The following is a 19,223-nucleotide window of genomic DNA, read 5'->3' as shown; positions in this document are numbered from 1 at the left end:
TAGATATTTTGTAGCATCCCGACCTATCCATTACCATATGATTTCTCACTTAGGTTTTGTTCAGCTAACTTCACCTAGCTTCATACAATTTGTGACTATTATCATGCCTTGCATGTAGGAGTATTAGATAAGTAGTTTAAGCTCAACCTGGCGGTTTCCATTCCTACCTTCAGTCAAACAGTTGTTGCCATAAAATTAATAACCCTCCTATTTCGTATTTGCACACTTATAAGGAAACGTGTCGTGCAAATAAGAATTTTATTTAGTTTTCTAGTTACTCTGGATTCCCATAAATGCTACCAAAAACTTAAGCCTTCTATCTCATCCTAATCAAATACCATATAGCATAGCTCGATATACTCGTTATCTCCCACCCCATAATTCCGATCCATATCATTTGGAACTTTGAATAACTGATTACTAAATCATACAATATCTCCTTCATAAACCTCCTTACCATTTTTATCTTTTAAACGTGTGTATAGTAGTATTTCACAGTGATCCTGTTGATCATGAACGAATATCCAAGCACTTTATACTGCTACCACATACACTATAAGATGTTTGTAATTTACTACATTATTTGAAATTAGAGTTAGGAGGATTTAATATGGCAAATTGTACAGGTTTAGCTTGTTTTTTATTCTCTTCGTGGCCAACAGGTACAGTTGTTACAGTTACTACTAGATCAGGTCAAATTATTGGACCTGCTACTTTTTCACTGTTCTTTCCAAATCTTTGTGCGGTGGTATTGGTAGAAGAAGATGTGCTGACCCCCTCTTCAACCAATACCATATTCATAAGTTGTGAAGATATAGAAAGCGTTACTTTAACCACACCTTAAGATGATTTAAATGGTTCCAGTTCAATCTATAAAAAAGACATTCTAATGAATGTCTTTTTTATGAAAAAATCTAATCAGAATAATCACAAATGTATTATTCTATTTTATCTATCACTTCAATAATTTTCTTTAATTTAATTTTTTCCCCTTCTAAGGGTTACTTGTCTACACATCCTTCTACATACTTTCATATGATACAGTATATTGTTTAAAGGAGGGACAAATTTGTTCTTATGTAATTTATTTCGTTGTTCAGGTGGAGTATGTAGTATTTTTAAAAATTTACAACCAGGCGAAGTCGTTACTGTGACTGGTAAATCTGGAAATATTATTGGACCTGCTATTTTTACAAATTTTAACCCTAATACTTGTATCGTCACATTAGAAGAGGAAAATTCACTTACTCCTCCTACTATAAGTATTACTAAGATCAGTTGTAAAGAAATAGAAAGTGTTACGTTTAGCTCATAATATATTTTATACCTAAAGCAGGGATTGAAATATGAAACTCTTATACATTACTTCTGGTTACTCAAAAATCTATCAATATCTAGATCAAAGCATACAGAGAACACTTATCAATCAAAATTTCGAATGGTTAGCAGTACAGCCGAGTGAATTAATAGAGCAATTAGATTTCATTACAACAACGTTTCATCCTGATATTGTTTTCACCTTATTAGGTAATCATCTACCGCAAATAGCCATTCAATATTTTAAAAAAAGGAACATTAAATTAGCTGTCTGGTTAACTGAGGACCCATTTTATATAGACACTTCTCTTCTTCTATTAAATAACTTTGATTTTATATTTACTATCGATAGTGAAGCACTTAAATATTACACAAGTTTAGGATATACCAATGTATATCACTTACCATTAGCAACTAATATAGATGTATTTAAACCTGGTCTAAAAAATTCAAAATATAAAAGTGAAGTATTGTTCATTGGATACCCTTATCCAACCCGAGTAAAATTGATACAGTTTCTTTTGGAAAAAACTCCCTATCACTATACTATTATTGGTCAAAACTGGAGAAATAAGTTAATTAAAAAATGGAAAAATCACCGAAGAATTAAGATTATAGAAGAATGGATTCCACCTCAAGAAGTTGCGTTCTATTATAATAACGCTAGTCTCATATTAAATCCTCATCGTAGTTATATGTTTCCACAGAATAAAAATAAAAATAGAGTAAAAAGTAATACCATTAATAATCGTACATTTGATATCGCCGCTTGCCAAGGCTTTCAAATTATAGAAGAAAAATCTGATCTTTCATCTTTCTTCAATAAAGATGAAATTATATCCTATAACAGCTTTAATGATTGTTTAAATAAGATATCTCTTCATTTGAATGATACGATTTCAAAAGGATTAATGATCGAAAAAATTCACACAAAAGTTATTACACAACATACTTTTCATGAGAGGATCAATTTTATAACGACTATATTACAATCACAACTTAATTGATTTATTAAATTAAAAATTTCTTTTCTTTTATAATCATTCTGAATAAATTAAAATGCCTTTTCAATTTTATGAAAAGGCATTTTAATTTATCTTTTCCCGTCAGAAGACTCCCTCCTTACTTTTCCTGAAGGTGTGCTAGCACTAACAAATAGGTAGGAGATACATGTCGGTTAGCGTAAGCTAACTTGTTTGCTACTATATACTTGAAATGAAATTTTATTAGTATTTCAGTATACTCTATCAAATTAAATCCCATGAAATAGGTGTTCCTTTTTTGATATCCTTACTCGCTTTCTTTCCGAGAATTTTGGATAAGTGTTTTGGCAATAAACCATTACCTGGTCTGATAGCTTTAATATTTTCATTCGTGAATACTTCTCCCGCTTTTATGTCTTCTACAACATATAATGACCTTCTAAACTTTAAAGAGTCTTTTTCTAAATTAGTTGGTCCATAATATACATTACCTAAAGATTCCCATGCTTTTTCAGTTTCACTTACTAATAATTTAAATTCAGCAGGTTCCATTGAAAATTCAGCGTCTACACCTCCGTCAGACCTCGAGAGTGTTAAATGTTTCTCAATTACTGTGGCCCCCAAAGCAACACTTGCTACAGATACCCCTACTCCAAGTGTATGATCAGATAAACCTATTTCACATTTAAATAACTCCTTCATATGAGGTATGGTAGCTATGTTTGTAGATTTTGGTGATGCAGGATACGTACTTGTACATTTTAATAGAATTAATTCTTTACATCCCTCTTCTCTCGCAGCCCTTACTGTTTCATCTAATTCAGCAACTGAAGCCATACCTGTCGAAATGATTATTGGTTTTCCTGTTGCGGCTACTTTACGTATGAGGGGAATATCAGTATTTTCAAAAGATGCGATTTTATAACAAGAAACATTTAATGACTCTAGAAAATCTACAGCAGTTTCATCAAATGGCGTACTAAATGGTATCATTCCTAATTCTGTACAGCGATCAAAAATTGGTTTATGCCACTCCCATGGTGTATATGCTTCTTTATATAAATGATAAAGTGATTTACCTTTCCATAAGCTGTTCGTATCCTGAATTAAAAAATCACCATTTTCTATATTTAAAGTCATTGTATCAGGTGTATATGTTTGAATTTTAAATCCCTGTGCTCCAGCCTCTGCAGCCGCTTCTACAATTTGCAATGCTCTACCTAATGATTGATTATGATTCCCTGACATTTCTGCAATAATAAATGGTGGCGAGTTATTGCCAATCTCTCTACCGCCGATATATACATTACTCATGTTTTTCACCTTCAAGTTCTTTTTTTATAGCTTTTTTCCTTTCCATCCATTGCTCATAAAACAGTGTCATTTTAATGACATCGATATATTCATTACCCTTGCAAATATGGTTCACATATCTTCCATTTTCTACAAACCCAAGTTTCTGATGAAAGTTTAAACTAATCCGATTTAATTCTAATATTTCTGCACACACTTTTTGTATGCCTTTTGTTGCAAAAATAAAATCTAATGCTAATAAACCTAATACAGTTCCAGCACGCCTTACGCTTTGTTTGTCACCTATATAAAATCCCCAATAACAAGTCCGATTCATTTCGTCTATTTTTGTAAAATTAACAAATCCAATTGGTTTTTCTTTATATATTAATAATCTTGCAATCTTTGTATCATCTATTTCTAGTTTTTTATACCATTTTAAATGTTCGTCTATTGTAATTTCATGATCTTCATACATAACCGTACGTATTTCTTTTGTATTCCTCCACTGTAAAATAAGTTCTAAATCTTTCTTTTCTAGACTTTTCAATTGAAAATCCCCTATATCTAACATGCTATCCTCCTAAAATAATTTTTGCTATTTCATCTGAATTACTGGCACACTGTATAGAAAGAGCTTTATTAGACATTTCTTTCACTATATTAGAATTTGATAAAAGCTTGCTTAGACATTTCGTAATCGTTTCATCCGAAACACTTTCAGCTGTACCAATATTCCATGTAGCTCCAGCTTTCGACACAGCCTTGGTTACTTCAATTTGATTTGGAGCAGTTGTAATTGTTATAGAAGGTAATCCAAGAAAGCAGCGTTCCCAAGTGGTTGTGCCACCAGCTCCTATCCCTAAATCCGCTCGTACGATAAACTCTTCCATATTCTCTATTTGACAATAGAATGAGGCATTAGAAATATTCCTGCAATAAGATTCAATCTCTTCTTTATGGGGATTTTGACTTCCTACTACTACATCTACTTTTAAAGTATCGCTACTTATATTTTGTATAGCTCTTAATGTTTTTAATGTTTCATTCGTTGCATCATGCCCCCCAAAAAATACAAAGATGCGTTCAATCTCGCCTGTTCTTTTTCTTAAAAATTTTTTAGCAGCATGAAACTCTGGTCGTAATATGGCATATTTAGGTCCTAATTTCAATAATGATTGCTCTGGTAATAAATCTTTATAGCGAGTATTAAGGTTATCATATAAATTTTGATCTAGTAATAAATCACAGTCATGCATTCGATTTGCAAGGTCATCGATCACCATAATCTTTCTTACAGTTTTTCTTAAAGCAGACTCCCACTTTATATCTAATCCATAATGATCCACGATTAACCAATCAAAGTTGGGAAGTTGCGACAAAATATCATCGGTCTGTTGTGCATCAACAAACCAATGATATTTTAGCCAATTTAAATAACTCCCGTGTACTGTACTTAAGAAATTCGTATTTTCACCATCTGCATCTAATAAAAACACATGAAATCCTTTATTTAAAATATATTGATGCAAATCACCTTGCAGTTTACGACAAATGAAATAAATTTGAGCGCCTTTATCCCGTAACACCTGGGCCAGTGTTAAACAACGCATAATATGACCGGTACCTATTTCAATAGATGCGTCGGCGCGAAAGGCAATTTTTTTCTCAAGCAAGCTACTCCCTCCTCACTAAAAGCGCTACAATTTATTAATTTATAATTTCGTTTCTTTATTTAGCTCATTTACTAATGATTGTTGATTTATATATTTCAGTTTCACATGACTATTGATTTGAATAAGTTCAGGATTTCCTAGGATGTAATCTTTTATTTGATGAAAAAATAAAGGTTTAGATTTTACATTCAGACTTTTATAAAGTTCATTGAACATATCTAAATCTGGTTGTTCATCTAATGTTAGCCTCCAAGTAGGGTAACGAAATGGAGGAGGGAGTTTTACTATATTGACTTGGAATAAATGGGGATTATTTATAAAATACAACGGAAGGTATTCTGCATAGGTTAAAGCTTTTTGGGTTTGTAGCAATCGTTCGATTGCCTCTAATGTAAAAATATCGCCTGCTGTTCCAACAGGTAACGTACTTAACTCTGCCTGTGTATAATCTGCACCGCTTTTCAAATGTTCATCTAGTAAAAAAGTATTGATTTCTGGTGACACAACTGGGCAATCTCCTGTAATCCGCATTACAATATTTGCATTTTCTTGTTTGGCAGCTTGGAATATGCGATCAGCAGTATTTTCTGGATCACCTCTGAAAATTTTAATCTTCCCGTCTAAATCAAATTTTTCCAAAGGATCATCTTGTGCTATATCTGAAGTAGCAAGTATGACCTGATGTTTTCCTGGAATAGCTAATGTATTTATAAGACATCTTTCAATGGAAGGAATTCCATATATTGGTAATAATGCCTTTAAAGGTAACCTAGTAGATTTTAACCGGCAAAGTACAATTATTACTACTTTTGGAGGTTCCATAACCTCTTTTGATAATGGGGTACCTGCAGACAAATTATATAAAGCTATCTGAGGTAACAATTCCTCTGCTTCAAGCTGGTTCAGTGCATTTTCAACAACATCTAGTTCCATAGCTATTTTATTAGCTGTAATAATCTCTCCTTTTTTAATATCGATTTTTGTAACAGCTCTTAACAATTTTTGATTTTGCAATCTTAATAACACCCCTTTCATTTAATGTTTAGCAACTCTATAAAACGAAAGAACTTTTCTCACCGCTTTTATTACATCCCATACATCAGCTTCTGTCATTTTCGGAAATAGAGGCAGTGTAATAATTTCCTCATATACATTTTCTGCTTGTGGACAAATACCTTTTTCATAACCTAATTTTTGATAAAACGGTTGTAAATGTACGGGTATATAGTGCACATTCACACCGATATTTTCTCTTTGTAATGCCTCGTAAATTTCTTTTCGATTGCCCTTTAATAATTTAGTATTTAAACGAATAATGTAAAGATGCCAACTTGAGTCGGTTTGGGGCAATTGCTTTGGTATGATGATTTCAGATAGACAACTAAATTCTTTATTATAAATGTCTACATATTTCTTTCTAATCTTAATAAAAGAGTCTAATTTATTTAACTGTGATAAGCCAAGAGCAGCTTGTATATCCGTTAATCTGTAGTTGTAACCTAAGAATTGCATTTCATAATACCAAGGCCCATGATTTTCAAGAAGTTTTTGAGGATTCCTTTCAATTCCATGCGTACGGAATTGAACAAGTTTTTCATAAAACAGTGGATTATTTGTAGTAATTACTCCGCCCTCTCCGGTAGTAATATGTTTCACCGGATGGAAACTAAACATTGTCATATCACCAATAGAACCAATCTTTTTATTTTTATATGTGGCTCCTAATGCGTGGGCTGCATCTTCGATGATAATCAAATTATTTTCTTTTGCGATTTTCTTTATTGCCTCTAACTCTACAGGCTGCCCAGTAAAATGTACGGGAATGATGGCTTTTGTTTTGTTTGTAATCTTTTCCTCAATAGATTTAGGACTAATGTTATATGTTTCATTGTCAATATCTGCGAATACTGGCTTTCCTCCCTGGTATAAAATACAATTTGCACTTGCTACAAATGTCATTGGAGTTGTAATTACCTCATCTCCCTCAGTTATGCCAGCTGCATAGCAAGCAGCATGCAGAGCAGCTGTACCATTTGAAAAAGAAACAGCGTATTTTGCTCCCACATATTTCGCTATAGCCTCTTCAAACTGTTGAATCGTTGGCCCTGTTGTTAAAAAATCCCCTTTTAATACATCTACAACCGCCTGAATGTCATGTTCATCAATTTGTTGTTGACCATATGGTAAATAAGTTTCTCTAACAGGCTTTCCTCCATGTATACCGAGGATTTCCCTTACCATTATTCTTTCTCCTTAGGGTTACTTTTTAAAGATTTAATCCACTCTTCTGTTTTAATAACTCCATCTTCTAAAGAAACTTTTGGTTCCCAACTCAATATTGTTTTTGCTTTTTCATAGTTACATAATAATTTTTGAATTTCACTTTGGGGATGGATATGAGTTACATGTTGAATACTTACTTTATTTCCTGAAATCAATTCTGCTAATTTATTAATGGATATATCTTGTCCTGTTCCTGCGTTAATAATATGACCATTTGCTTTTGAAGAGTATCCTGCTGCCACAACAAAATCCGCACAATCTTCAACATATAAAAGATCTCTCGTTTGTTTCCCATCTCCATAAATATTTAGTGGTACATTATCTAATTTATTATTTATAAAAATAGCAACAACCCCACCTTCACCACCAGTTTTCTGGAATGGGCCATACGTATTAAATGGACGAATAACCACAACTGGCAGCTTGTAAGCATAATAGTAAGATAAAACCATGTTTTCAGCAGCAATTTTTGACCCAGCATATGGAGAAGCTGGTTTAATCGGGTCTAATTCTGATATTCCTTGTATATTAGTAGCTTTATCGTATACCATACACGTACTCATAAAGACCATTTTGACATTATGCTTATGACATTGTTCTAACAAATTAAAAGTACCTACTGTATCATTTTCAAAAGTTGTTCTAGCATCGTCTATACTATCTTGAACATTAATACTCGCTGCTAAATGATAACAAAGGTCAAATGAATTATTTTCAAATAATTGAGCAACTAATTTTTTATCTTTAATATCTCCCTGAATGCATTGTTTTAAATTTAGATCGTGTGCAAACTCGGTAATATTTGCAGTAGTTGAATTTGCTAAGTTGTCTAATATCCATACTTCATGCTTATCCTGCAATAATCTCTTTACAACCCACCTACCAATAAAACCTGCACCACCAGTTACTAATATTTTCATAGTTTCTCCCCTCCTGTTAATAGCTGCTGGTTTAATATTAAATTTCTAAGCTCTTCTTTTGAAATAGCATTTTGATTATCAGAACGGTAAAACCCTGCCTTCGCCCTTTTTGCATTTTCATATTGAGCACCCTTTTTTAATGGGCTAGGAATGATAAACATATCTGGTAATTCAAAAGCCTGTAAAGATTCATCATGTGTCATAAGTTCTTCATACATTTTTTCACCAGGTTTTAACCCAATTTCTTCAATTTTAATATTCTCCTTGGGCAATCCATATAACTTTGTAACTTCTTCTATCATCACTTCACTTAAATCGTTTAATGAAATAACTGGCATTTTTAATATAAAAGTTTCACCACCCTTTGCTATTTTCATTGCTTCAATTGTTAACATAGTTGCTTGGGTCAGTGTCATCATAAATCTACTCATACTAAGATCCGTTACAGTTATTTTTTGGTTTTCTTTAATTTGATTTTCAAATAAAGGAATGACAGAGCCTCTTGACCCCATAACATTTCCGAAGCGAACACTTGCAAATATCGTTTCACTTGAACCTTTTGAATATTCCGCTGACGTAATCAATCTTTCAGCAGTCAATTTTGTTGCACCGTAATTATTTGTTGGTGAAATCGCTTTATCAGAACTTGTAAAAACTACCTTTTTTACTTTCTGAGCAATTGCCGCTTTTATTACATTTTGTGTTCCAAAAATATTGGTCAAAACTGCTTCAAACGGATTATATTCACAAAACGAAACATGCTTCATCGCTGCCACATGGAACACATAATCAATATTTTCCATTGCACTATATAATCGATCGTAATTTCGAATATCCCCAATTAAATAGCGAATATTTTGATTTCTCCCCCTGAGTTCTTCTTGTAATAAAAATTGATTATATTCACTTCTACTAAAAATCCTTACAACTTTGGGCTTTTCTTCTAGAATATTAGAAAGAATGCTCTTTCCAATTGTTCCTGTTCCACCAATAATTAAAATGTTTTTATCTTTAAAAAACATATAAATGCATACCTCCTCTTATTGAAATAATTTTTAGTCAAGAAAACTCTTTTCTCAATTTGTATGTAGTGCTATTGCACCAACAAATAGGTGGGAGATAAATTAGCTTTTTGAATAGCAAAACATACGATGCTGTTTTATATTTTTTGTACAGGTTGCTCATTGAAAACTGAAAATATGAGGTTGTTTAAGGAGTTATCTTTGGTTGAAATGAAGACATTTTTTTCAAACTCTAACTACAACTGCGTTTCTTCTATTGGCTCAATGGACAGTTGTTTATAAAAATTATTTACTTCATATTATTTTTTACATCATCGTCTAAATATTGATAAAAATTACTCAGTAATGGCAAACGGATATTATAATGGTTTAGCTCAGAAAAAACATTTATATATTCTAGATTTTGCGCCTAGTAATTCCCAAATAGATATCACTCAACATTTCACCCTCTTTTTCTTCTTAAGTCTTCTCTTAATTCTTTACATGTTCTTTGTGGCGGTAATAATTGTACAAATTCATTTTTTTCTTCTGCAAATAACTGCGAATGTATTGAATGTGAAGTAATATAATTGATATCTAAAATTTCATCTAAAGGATGAAAATCCCAATAATGATTTAATCTCCAAAAAAAACGTGCATCTCCTATACGATAAAATTGAGGATCTTCATCCCAGTATGAATTCCACCTTTTTTCAAGAATCGGTAAAACAGAGGCTCTATGCATAATAGAACAATGATCAATTGTACATGGAGCATTATTAGTAATTTTTTTGGCAGCTCTTTCAACAGTTTTAATAGGCAAATCTGATTCATCTAGATGAATCGTTTTTGATGCAGAATAAATAATTTGAACATCTTTATTCTCATCAAGATAACTAGACATCTTTTTGAGTCGTTCTTTTTCATATTGATTATCATCAGTAATATAAGTAATATACTCCCCCTTCGCATGCTTAAGAGCCTCATTAATTAGAGCCGCATATCTGACTTTTTTTGTCCGTTCAGAAATATGGACCACATTACTTTTATAAAAATGTATATTTTCCTTATTTATAAATGGTTGAATTACCTTCTGGGTCATTTCATTAGAATTATCATCCATGATAAAAAGCTCAAAATCTTGAAAAGTTTGGTTTAATACACTTAATATCGATTTTTCAACAAACGTAGGCTTATTGTAACTTGTCATTATAACTGAAATTTTAGGCAAATATTCCTCTCCTCCTTATAACCAAATATAAAAACAGTTACGTTATTATATAAACAGAAAGGACAATCCGTTCCGATAATTTAAAAAAAAATTTATATATATTAAAGTCTATAGCAGCGTTTATATTTATCTATATATCTCTTTTTACTCCACTATAGTCCATACCATTTCTATGAAAAGGTAATAAACTATCCAAGTACAAAAAAGAATGTATCAATAAAGGTTTATTATTATCTATTAGACTTCGCTAGAAAAAACATTCAATATTCTCAGAAGAGGTGACGATTTTGCAACCCCTAATTTCAATTATCCTTACTAGCTATAATAAGCCATCATTAATTAATCAAGTTATTGAAAGTGTCCTAATGCAAACTTATAAAGAATGGGAACTTTTTATTATGGATGATAACTCTTGTCCAGAAACTATAAATATTATAAAAAATTATTTAGATGACCCTCGAATTTATTATGAAAATAGTTTTATACAAGATAATGAGAGATATAAAACCACAAGATATGCAACTCTCATCAATAAGGCACTTCCATTAACACGTGGGGAGTATATTTGCTATTTAACGGACGATACTATGTACGTTCCAAACAGATTAGCTGAAATGTTATCTTTCTTAGAAAAACAACCTGAAATAGATATAGTGTACTCTTCTCAATACGTAAAATATGTTGATTATAATCTACAACCTATTCATGAATATGTAAGAGAAGCTTCAAAAATTTTATATACAGCTGCAAATGTTGTGGATCACTGTTCAGTTATGCATACTAGAAGAATATTATTAAAGGTTTATGAAAAATACTGTGAATATTGGGATACAAATCCTTTATATTGGTTTGTTGGAGATGCGATGTTTTGGAAACGCCTAAATACATTCCAGCCTTTTTATCCCATTAACAAAGTGCTCGATATTACTTTTAAAACACCATTTTCCTTCCAAAATTTATATGCTAACCTCCCTTCCAAAGATTTAAATGGTATTTTGTTTAGCAATTCACAAGGTGAAGTATTTTTAATTGATAATTATAAACGTAGGCTTATATCGAAAGAAATGCTTTCCTACTTCAAATATAATCAAAATGAAATTGTCTCAATCCCTGATCCCTTTATCTACAAATATACTGAAGGTCCTCCCATAACCCTTACTGAATCAATCCCAAATCTACGGGTTGTGCAAAACGAAAAAGAAGAATTATTTTATATAGAAAATAATCAAAAACGTCCATTCATTAACACCATAGCATTTCGCAAATTAAAATTTTCAAATCAAGAAATTATTAAAGTTTCACAAAGTAGTTTAGATAAATTTTCAGATGGACCACCTATTTATCCGAATTTATCTCATTACACGATTCTACCCGAAGGAAAAGTATTTATCTATCATCACAATTATTTCATAATGACAGATTACATGCTTCATCCAATAGATAAAGACATATTGCAAAAACTATATTTATTAAAGAACTGTATACCGATTTCAAAAACTAGTTTATCCTTCTTTAAGATTGGTCCTCCTATTTCATCATACCCCTCTCACTTAGCTAAAGAATACCAAGAAGAATGATATAAGAGGATAGTACCAATAAGAGATATTGCTTCAAAAAATAAACATGATACAAATTGTATTTTTTCATTTCCCATTAAAATTTTGGTACTATTTTGGAAATAACCTTCTTAAAATACCTAAATCATATTAACAAAGGTTTTCAATGAGTTGCACTAACTCAAAAATAAAAGTCAGTCTCAATAAAGAGAAATGACTTCTATCTATATCAAATACTTCCTTAAAATTAGGGAATTTTACAGAATAACAAAGTATTTGTAACGATAAATTTATCAATATAATATAACATTATTAACGAAGGCTCTTTTCACTTCTAGATTGTCAAATTCTCACTATAACTAAAAAATCTTCTCATCTTATATAAAATGAGAAGATTTTTTCAGTGGAAAGGTTTCTTGTTACATCCTTGACTTTCTAGCGATGTTTTACCACGATGTCCAGCCACCATCAATGCAAATATTTTGCCCCGTTACATAGCTTGAAGCATTAGATGCAAGAAAAACAATCAACCCTTGTAATTCCTGGGGATTTCCAATACGACCTAGCGCTGTTTTTTTCTTTAAATTTCGAATAAATTCTTTATTTTTCTGAACTTCTGTATTAGGAAATGGACCTGGAGAGATAGAATTAGCTCTAATTCCTTTTAAACCATAGTGACACGCAAGATACCGAGTAAACTGTATGATAGCAGCTTTTCCTGCTCCATAATTCGGAGGATTATTAAAGCCTGAATCGCCATAAATAGAAGGGTCTGGGGAAACAACACCATACATTGAAGAGATATTAATAATATTTCCTTTATTCTTCGGTAGCATATATTGTAATGCCTTTTTAGTAACCCGAAACACATTATTTATAGAACCATCAATTCCTGTTTCCCACTCTGATTCTGTCATTTCTTCAATAGTCTTTCCTGCTCCAAAGTAAGCATTATTAATAAGAATGTCTATCTTATTATCTGAATTATAAATCTCCTCAAATGTATGGTTTATTGATTTACTATCTGAAACATCTAGAGCATATCCCTGACATTTCACATTATATTTTTGATTTAACTGATCAGCTAAATTCATACATTTTTCTTTGCTTCTACTAACTATCATAACGTTTGCACCATACTTAGCCAGCCCTTCAGAAATTGCAGAACCAAGATAACCAGATCCACCAGTAACAATTGCATTCTGGCCTTTTAAACTAAATAATTCATGTTGATTCATTATTCACCCTCCATAAGTTCGGATTAATAATTATCTCAGGTATATCCTTAAATAATTTCTTTGCAGTATTAAGAACTTTCTCTTCTAATAAAGGTGAATTACAGATTTGAATATTTTCTTTTAATTGATCTACTGTTTCACATCCAATAATAATCTTATCAACTTCTTTCAATTCTCGAACAAATAATAAAGCCAATTGCGCTCTACTTAAATTGAATTCCCGAGCTAAAAACTCAAATTCTTTTATTGGTTTTTTAGCGATTTGTAAATAATTAGGAATTTTTTCCGTATCCATTAATAGCAACCCTTGAAGATATGGGCTTCTAGCATGTATTTCTATTCCTTTTGTTTTCAGCTTTTGTAGTAGGCCTGAACAAATTAGACGTTGATCAAATATATTTAAAGGAACTTGAATCATATCAAAACAATCAAATTCCAAAAACCGCTTAACTTCATCAGGTGTATAAACGGATACACCAATCTTTTTGATTACTCCCCCTAATTTCAATGTATTTAATTTTTGAATGATATATCCATTATGTGAAACCATATTTTTAGAATCATGTAACAGGCAACAGTCTATAATATTTGTTTTCAAATTCATCATAGATTGTTTAATATATTTATCAATTAAGCTATCTAAATGCTCAATACCAATATTTTCAGAATCAATCATAGGTATTTTAGTTACAACCTGAAAATTTTTTTCTGTTGTTTTGCTTGAGACATATTCACCTATAATAACTTCACTATTTCCATAAGAAGACGCTGTATCTAACACATCTATACCATTATTTATAGCATATTTGATGATATTTAAAGCCTCTTCCCTATCAGGTTTACCCATTATATTTCCTATTCCATAATGAAGACCCAGCTGAACAGTACCTAATGCTAATTTCATAGAGCACCTCCATAATAACCACTTAGGCTAGTTAGATATTTTAAACAGAATGACAATATATATTTACATTGAACTGCCCCTACCTTCACTCCGTTTAAAGGAGGAGCTCTTCTCCTTCACATGATAAAGATTTCTTATTTATTTTTAGTTATCAAGATTGCGTATAAAAATGTTGATGTAAAGAGAATAAAGCCTAAAATTTTTGGGCCGAATGTATATAGAATCTGTGGCATTTTCTATACGTACGATACGACAAAGAAAAAATGGATTTATCTTTTATATCCTTATGAAATCGAAAATCAAATTCGTTCCTATAGGCTCCTTCGTACAACACGGCAGACCTTACTGACCGCAAATAGCGGGATAAAGCAGGTAAATAGTATCCTGCCCAGTATATGAAAGTGACTGCTATTTGGTACAAATGATTTTGGATCTCGAATAATTAAAAGCTCACTTAAAGAATGCTACGGTGATGCGATTGCACACTCTAATACATTAATGGAAAACTACTACTTGATATTTCTCTGATGGAAATCAAAACAAATATTTCCCATTTTCCCAATAATAATTTTAAAAAATAATTATTTCACGTTCTAAATTCGTTTCTTGATTCATACGTTATTAAAGTTGTTGAAAAATAAAAAAGCGAAAGATTTAAAATATGATCCAAATGATCCAGATGATGTTTAAGAGAGGTAGGTATATCTTCTCCTAAATAAACACTGCAGCTGCTATAGCATGTGATTATTTACACTTCACTTCTGTTTAAACATTTCTAAATAAAAAATCTTGCTAACAATTCCTTACAAATACACTTAAGAAATTACATTCTATACAACTGCTGCAATTTTGTAGTTACCTTGAGAAAGGACAGATTGCTGATGCAGAAATTTAATATTAATAGGAAGCTAATTGGTGATGATTCATCAGTTTTTGTAATTGCCGAGGCCGGAATTAATCATGCAGGTTCATTTATTGAGGCGAAAAAAATGGTCGATGTTGCCAACTCAAGTATGGCTGATGCAGTTACTTTTCAGCATATAGCCTATAATGACATTGATTGTAGAAAATCTTCTAAGACCAAATTAGATTGGGATAAATGGAGATTATCAGACGAACAGATTATCGAATTGTTTGATACTGCACATAGATTGGGATTATCTACGACGGCTTGTGTAGTAGATTTTAAGTCTCTTGAGTTTATTGTCAAGTCAGGTGCTGACTTTCTTAAAATAGTTAGCGGGGATATTACATGCCATCCCTTTTTGGCTGAATGTGCAAAAACTGGTTTACCTATATTTCTTTCTACTGGAAGTGCATTGTTATCTGAAATAGAAGCTGCTTTAGAAGTGATTGAAAAATCAGGTGGAAAAAATGTCGTTGTATATCAAACTAATACTAAATATCCGACTCCACCTAATGAAGTTGATCTTAGAGTAATGGAGACACTAAAAAAATTTAATTATCCAGTAGGCTTCTGTGATCACACTGCAGGAACAGCTATCTCCTTAGCAGCAGTGACGTTAGGTGCTCACGTTATAGAAAAGCACTTCAGTTTAGACGCTACAATAAAAAGACCTGACTATGAAGTTTCTATTAATCCTCATGAACTAAATCAATTTGTAACTGATATACGTAATATTAAAAAAGCAATGGGTGTGCCGATAAAGCGCCGGCATACGGATGATGCAAATTTTATATTAACTCGTAGGTCCTTGGTAGCTTGTAGTGATATGACTAAAGGTACAAAAATCCAATGGAGTGATTTAACATATAAGCGCCCTGGAACAGGTACCCAACCTTCAGAAGCTAAGAATTTTATAGGTAGAACTTTAAAATATGATGTAAGTAAAGATGATCAATTATATGAAGATATGTTGGAGGAGATTTAATGAATAAAATTGAAAGACGTACCGCATTAGTGTTAGCTAGTTCTGATGGACTTGGCTTAGCAGTTGCTAAAAGATTATACTTTGATGGACATAATGTAATTATTACAAGTAGAAGTGAAAAATTAGAAAAAGCTAAAAAGGAAATTTGTGATATTGGTAGTAAAGGAGAAGTTCTAGCAATCCCATCCGACGTAACTAGCATCGAGGATTTAAATAAACTTATTATGCAAGGAAAAAAGCAACTGGGGAAGATTGATATTTTATTTACAAATGTGGCTGGTCCTAAAGCTGGAACGATAGAGGATTTAACTATTGAAGATTTCTGTAAAGCACACAATGATCTGTTATTGCCCGTCATTTATTTAACTAAACAATTAATTCCTGATATGTCTTCTCGTAAGTGGGGAAGAATTATTATAAATTCTTCTCTTACTGCAAAAGAGCCTTCAAAAATGCTTACCTTATCAAACATATATAGGGCTGGACTAGCTTCTCTTTCTAAAACTCTTTCTCATCAATACGCTAGTTATGGAGTTACAGTTAATACTGTTGGACCTGGTTCTTTCAAAACTGCTCGCGCATTAGAATTATTAAATGAAATGTCTAAAACACAAAAGCGAAATGTTGAAGATATCGAATTAGAAATCACAAAAAATTTACCAATGAAGAGATATAATGACCCAATAGAATTTGGTAATGTTGTAGCTTTTTTAGCTAGTGATGCTGCAAGTGCTATTACAGGTACTTTTATTCCAATTGATGGTGGAATTTCTCATGGGATATTCTAGATAAGTAGATATTTTACTATTATCCCAAAGTACTAAATGCTGAGATCGAGGGGTTTTTTATATTGTGATCTCTTCTATTGGTAAAGCAAGTTTTTTATAAAATTCAACTGGAACCATTCGATCAGGTGTTAAACCCATCTAAAAAGAAAAATAACGATAAAAAATTGCTGTTTTTTCATAAGAATACTTAATCATTTAACCATTTTGATATAATTATCTAATTGTATCAAAGCCAAAAAACTACTTACTTAACAAATATTAATGCACTTTTAACTTCAAGACCAAAAGAAGAGCGAACTGTATTGCCATTCCCATCAGAAAAAAATTAGGAAACGCACTGATTTCATAATAACAAACTTCTCCCACACATCTTGGCCCACAAGAAATTTCATATTGTAGTGAAATTTCAATCCAGACGAAGTTCTAGATTGGAAATATTAGTTCTGTTGCAAAATTAACTAAAATGTAAAATATCTGTGGTTGAAGAAAATAAATTTTATACAGGCAGCAATAATTTCTATAATTCATTGTATATCGAAAAAACGGAGTTTGGTTGAAGACTCCGTTTTTTTATATAAGGAATGAATGGCTTCAATTCCTTTTATTGTACTTGAGGCTTGAAGAGAATTTTGAAATCTTGAGGATCTAGCAAAACGACGTTTTACGTGTCTATGATCTTATTCCATACGATTATTTAGATGTTTAGCTGTAGAATTCATTGCGTTTTATAAAGTTTTTTACTTTTACATACCTCGAGATAAATCTTGTAATTTTTGAGTAACTGTAGTTTGAGGGTAATTTTTCTGTATGAAATAATCTCTTAATTGTTTAGCAGTTGTAGAATAGGAAGAATCATATAAAACCTTTTCAATTGTCTGTATCATATTTTCAATAGAATGAGTTACAAGCCAGCTTAATTCATCGTAATATTTATAATCTCTCTCCTCTGACTTAGATTTATAAACGACTACTGGTTTATCCAATAACATAGCCTCTAATCCTACTGTTGAATTAGAGATAACTACAAGATCTGAATTAGAAATGACATCATAAATACTTACTTCTGTTGTAATATACTTGACATTAGGGTATACCTTACTTAAATGAATATATTCGCTCACTAAATTACGACCTTTTTCCCAAGGGTGAGGCTTTATAATAACTGTAATATTTTTGTCTTTCATCAATTGTTTTGTTAGTTCAACATAAACTTGGGTTTTAAATGGTTGCGTTGCTATAAAGATTATTTTCTTAGAGGTATCTATATTTAGTTTCTTACAAAGTACTTTTTTTTCTAAATGCTTCTTTTCAAAGATATCATCATATCTTGGGTGTCCCAATATCTCGATTTGAGAATCCGCTCCACCTCTTCGAAAATACCACTCTCGTTCATACTCTCCATATACAATCTGTTTCGTAGCGAAAATTGGAAAAAACGCTTCTTCTCCCATTATGGCCCCATGCTGAAGACAATAACTTGGAATCCCCTTACTTTTAGAGATAAGAGTAAGTACTCGGTTCGTTATATCTTCTGTTGTACCAACAATCACACTCGAGATATCATGTTCTTCAAAAATAAAATATGCCATATTAATTTTTTCAATCATGATAGGAAGATCATTGAGTAGTTTTGTTTGAAAAAATTTATTAGAAAATAACGGATGTTCTTTACATGTTGAAAAAATTTTTTGAGCTTTTTCAATGAAAATATGAGAACTATCAGGAACTTTATTTGTATAATCCAGTGTGCAAATCGTAGGGAGACCATAAAGCTCGCTTTTTTTTGCTCTTGTTAATATTTTTGTATACTTAGGGTTAAAATGCGAAAAATTACCTGCTGAAAAACGAAGATAATCAGTATTAAGCAATACGACTCCATCTGATCCTCTTTTCTTTGTTGTTTGCTCAAGCAGAGGCAACCATTTTTCAAATTCTGACTGCAATTGTTTTTCTTCTATTGGTGCAACAGACAAATATTTATAAAAATCCTTACTTTTCATCTTACTTTTAACATCTTCTTCTAAATATTGATAAAAATTACTTAATAAAGGTAAAGAAATGTTATGATGTACTAATTCAGAAAACACCTTTATATACTCTAAATTTAATAACCAATAATTTTTCAAATAGACTTCACTCAA

The 19,223-nt window shown here is 31.6% G+C and carries 18 protein-coding genes and 2 pseudogenes; 6 read left to right on the top strand and 14 right to left on the bottom strand.

The features are described 5' to 3' along the window. Nucleotides 1–425: 425 nt before the first annotated feature. On the bottom strand, nt 426–491 hold the full coding sequence (locus MKY21_RS31295; protein ID WP_098298235.1) for a YopX family protein: 66 nt from the start codon (nt 489–491) through the stop codon (nt 426–428). A 119-nt stretch (nt 492–610) separates the two neighbouring features. On the opposite strand from MKY21_RS31295, the gene MKY21_RS30095 reads away from it, so the two are divergent. From MKY21_RS30095 to MKY21_RS30085, 3 genes are all read left to right on the top strand, one after another. Further along, complete coding sequence (locus MKY21_RS30095) at nt 611–844, top strand: hypothetical protein (protein ID WP_001262468.1); 234 nt, start codon at nt 611–613, stop codon at nt 842–844. Nucleotides 845–1,069: 225 nt separating this feature from the next. Next, a complete protein-coding gene (locus MKY21_RS30090; protein WP_000477974.1) occupies nt 1,070–1,315 on the top strand; it encodes a hypothetical protein in 246 nt (81 codons plus the stop codon). A 31-nt stretch (nt 1,316–1,346) separates the two neighbouring features. Further along, nucleotides 1,347–2,324: a CgeB family protein gene (locus tag MKY21_RS30085; protein ID WP_000772276.1), complete on the top strand. Its 978-nt coding sequence runs from the start codon at nt 1,347–1,349 to the stop codon at nt 2,322–2,324. Between the two features lie 240 nt (nt 2,325–2,564). Here MKY21_RS30085 and pseI read toward each other — a convergent pair whose 3' ends face one another. The 9 genes and pseudogenes from pseI to MKY21_RS30040 all read right to left on the bottom strand — a co-directional run bounded on the left by pseI (nt 2,565) and on the right by MKY21_RS30040 (nt 10,704). Continuing rightward, on the bottom strand, nt 2,565–3,614 hold the full coding sequence (pseI, locus tag MKY21_RS30080; RefSeq protein WP_000073378.1) for a pseudaminic acid synthase: 1,050 nt from the start codon (nt 3,612–3,614) through the stop codon (nt 2,565–2,567). Next, on the bottom strand, nt 3,607–4,167 hold the full coding sequence (pseH, locus tag MKY21_RS30075; RefSeq protein WP_098294855.1) for a UDP-4-amino-4,6-dideoxy-N-acetyl-beta-L-altrosamine N-acetyltransferase: 561 nt from the start codon (nt 4,165–4,167) through the stop codon (nt 3,607–3,609). The genes pseI and pseH overlap by 8 nt, the downstream gene beginning before the upstream one ends. Nucleotide 4,168: 1 nt before the next feature. Beyond that, nucleotides 4,169–5,269, bottom strand: a complete 1,101-nt coding sequence (pseG, locus tag MKY21_RS30070; RefSeq protein ID WP_341078418.1) for a UDP-2,4-diacetamido-2,4,6-trideoxy-beta-L-altropyranose hydrolase — start codon at nt 5,267–5,269, stop codon at nt 4,169–4,171. Between the two features lie 39 nt (nt 5,270–5,308). After that, nucleotides 5,309–6,304, bottom strand: a complete 996-nt coding sequence (locus tag MKY21_RS30065; RefSeq protein WP_341078415.1) for a cytidylyltransferase domain-containing protein — start codon at nt 6,302–6,304, stop codon at nt 5,309–5,311. Continuing rightward, the gene (gene pseC, locus MKY21_RS30060) at nt 6,305–7,510 is read right to left on the bottom strand and encodes a UDP-4-amino-4,6-dideoxy-N-acetyl-beta-L-altrosamine transaminase (protein ID WP_089149335.1); all 1,206 of its coding nucleotides are present in this window, start codon (nt 7,508–7,510) and stop codon (nt 6,305–6,307) included. Next, nucleotides 7,510–8,472: a dTDP-glucose 4,6-dehydratase gene (locus MKY21_RS30055; protein WP_000699379.1), complete on the bottom strand. Its 963-nt coding sequence runs from the start codon at nt 8,470–8,472 to the stop codon at nt 7,510–7,512. Before MKY21_RS30055 ends, pseC begins: the two co-directional genes overlap by 1 nt. After that, nucleotides 8,469–9,494: an SDR family NAD(P)-dependent oxidoreductase gene (locus MKY21_RS30050; protein WP_000465151.1), complete on the bottom strand. Its 1,026-nt coding sequence runs from the start codon at nt 9,492–9,494 to the stop codon at nt 8,469–8,471. The genes MKY21_RS30055 and MKY21_RS30050 overlap by 4 nt, the downstream gene beginning before the upstream one ends. A 239-nt stretch (nt 9,495–9,733) precedes the next feature. Beyond that, nucleotides 9,734–9,935, bottom strand: a pseudogene (locus tag MKY21_RS30045) (CDP-glycerol glycerophosphotransferase family protein); the annotation flags it as partial. A 1-nt stretch (nt 9,936) separates the two neighbouring features. Further along, nucleotides 9,937–10,704, bottom strand: coding sequence for a glycosyltransferase family 2 protein (locus MKY21_RS30040; protein WP_001124414.1), 768 nt, complete (start codon nt 10,702–10,704; stop codon nt 9,937–9,939). Between the two features lie 287 nt (nt 10,705–10,991). Between MKY21_RS30040 and MKY21_RS30035 the strand changes: the two genes are divergently transcribed. Further along, entirely contained in the window at nt 10,992–12,281 is a 1,290-nt protein-coding gene (locus MKY21_RS30035) for a glycosyltransferase family 2 protein (RefSeq protein WP_001182747.1), read from the top strand. Between the two features lie 425 nt (nt 12,282–12,706). Here the strand turns inward: MKY21_RS30035 and MKY21_RS30030 are convergent, their stop codons facing one another. Together MKY21_RS30030 and MKY21_RS30025 are read right to left on the bottom strand one after the other, a co-directional pair. Next, entirely contained in the window at nt 12,707–13,498 is a 792-nt protein-coding gene (locus tag MKY21_RS30030; RefSeq protein ID WP_001071530.1) for an SDR family oxidoreductase, read from the bottom strand. Beyond that, a complete protein-coding gene (locus MKY21_RS30025; RefSeq protein WP_341078405.1) occupies nt 13,485–14,402 on the bottom strand; it encodes an aldo/keto reductase in 918 nt (305 codons plus the stop codon). Before MKY21_RS30025 ends, MKY21_RS30030 begins: the two co-directional genes overlap by 14 nt. A gap of 881 nt (nt 14,403–15,283) precedes the next feature. Here MKY21_RS30025 and MKY21_RS30020 point away from each other — a divergent pair. Together MKY21_RS30020 and MKY21_RS30015 are read left to right on the top strand one after the other, a co-directional pair. Continuing rightward, nucleotides 15,284–16,294, top strand: a complete 1,011-nt coding sequence (locus tag MKY21_RS30020; protein ID WP_001168998.1) for an N-acetylneuraminate synthase family protein — start codon at nt 15,284–15,286, stop codon at nt 16,292–16,294. Beyond that, nucleotides 16,294–17,082 carry an SDR family oxidoreductase gene (locus tag MKY21_RS30015; RefSeq protein ID WP_098878169.1) on the top strand — a complete coding sequence of 263 codons (789 nt, stop codon included), beginning with the start codon at nt 16,294–16,296 and terminating at the stop codon, nt 17,080–17,082. Before MKY21_RS30020 ends, MKY21_RS30015 begins: the two co-directional genes overlap by 1 nt. A gap of 517 nt (nt 17,083–17,599) precedes the next feature. Here the strand turns inward: MKY21_RS30015 and MKY21_RS30010 are convergent. Both MKY21_RS30010 and MKY21_RS30005 read right to left on the bottom strand, forming a co-directional pair. Next, a pseudogene (locus tag MKY21_RS30010) lies at nt 17,600–17,792 on the bottom strand (DDE-type integrase/transposase/recombinase); the annotation flags it as partial. Between the two features lie 33 nt (nt 17,793–17,825). Further along, a complete protein-coding gene (locus MKY21_RS30005; RefSeq protein WP_000005859.1) occupies nt 17,826–19,223 on the bottom strand; it encodes a CDP-glycerol glycerophosphotransferase family protein in 1,398 nt (465 codons plus the stop codon).

This window comes from Bacillus sp. FSL R9-9497 (genome assembly GCF_038005805.1).
Taxonomy (GTDB): domain Bacteria; phylum Bacillota; class Bacilli; order Bacillales; family Bacillaceae_G; genus Bacillus_A; species Bacillus_A cereus.
Note: the sequence above shows the minus strand (reverse complement) of the source record. Positions and strands in the feature narration are given on the sequence as shown.

Bases quoted from the DNA above. Each gene is read 5' to 3' on its own strand.
- MKY21_RS30095 (WP_001262468.1), top strand. From the start codon at position 611: ATGGCAAATTGTACAGGTTTAGCTTGTTTTTTATTCTCTTCGTGGCCA.
- MKY21_RS30085 (WP_000772276.1), top strand. From the start codon at position 1,347: ATGAAACTCTTATACATTACTTCTGGTTACTCAAAAATCTATCAATAT.
- pseI (WP_000073378.1), bottom strand. From the start codon at position 3,614: ATGAGTAATGTATATATCGGCGGTAGAGAGATTGGCAATAACTCGCCA.
- pseH (WP_098294855.1), bottom strand. From the start codon at position 4,167: ATGTTAGATATAGGGGATTTTCAATTGAAAAGTCTAGAAAAGAAAGAT.
- MKY21_RS30065 (WP_341078415.1), bottom strand. From the start codon at position 6,304: ATGAAAGGGGTGTTATTAAGATTGCAAAATCAAAAATTGTTAAGAGCT.
- pseC (WP_089149335.1), bottom strand. From the start codon at position 7,510: ATGGTAAGGGAAATCCTCGGTATACATGGAGGAAAGCCTGTTAGAGAA.
- MKY21_RS30055 (WP_000699379.1), bottom strand. From the start codon at position 8,472: ATGAAAATATTAGTAACTGGTGGTGCAGGTTTTATTGGTAGGTGGGTT.
- MKY21_RS30050 (WP_000465151.1), bottom strand. From the start codon at position 9,494: ATGTTTTTTAAAGATAAAAACATTTTAATTATTGGTGGAACAGGAACA.
- MKY21_RS30030 (WP_001071530.1), bottom strand. From the start codon at position 13,498: ATGAATCAACATGAATTATTTAGTTTAAAAGGCCAGAATGCAATTGTT.
- MKY21_RS30025 (WP_341078405.1), bottom strand. From the start codon at position 14,402: ATGAAATTAGCATTAGGTACTGTTCAGCTGGGTCTTCATTATGGAATA.
- MKY21_RS30020 (WP_001168998.1), top strand. From the start codon at position 15,284: ATGCAGAAATTTAATATTAATAGGAAGCTAATTGGTGATGATTCATCA.
- MKY21_RS30015 (WP_098878169.1), top strand. From the start codon at position 16,294: ATGAATAAAATTGAAAGACGTACCGCATTAGTGTTAGCTAGTTCTGAT.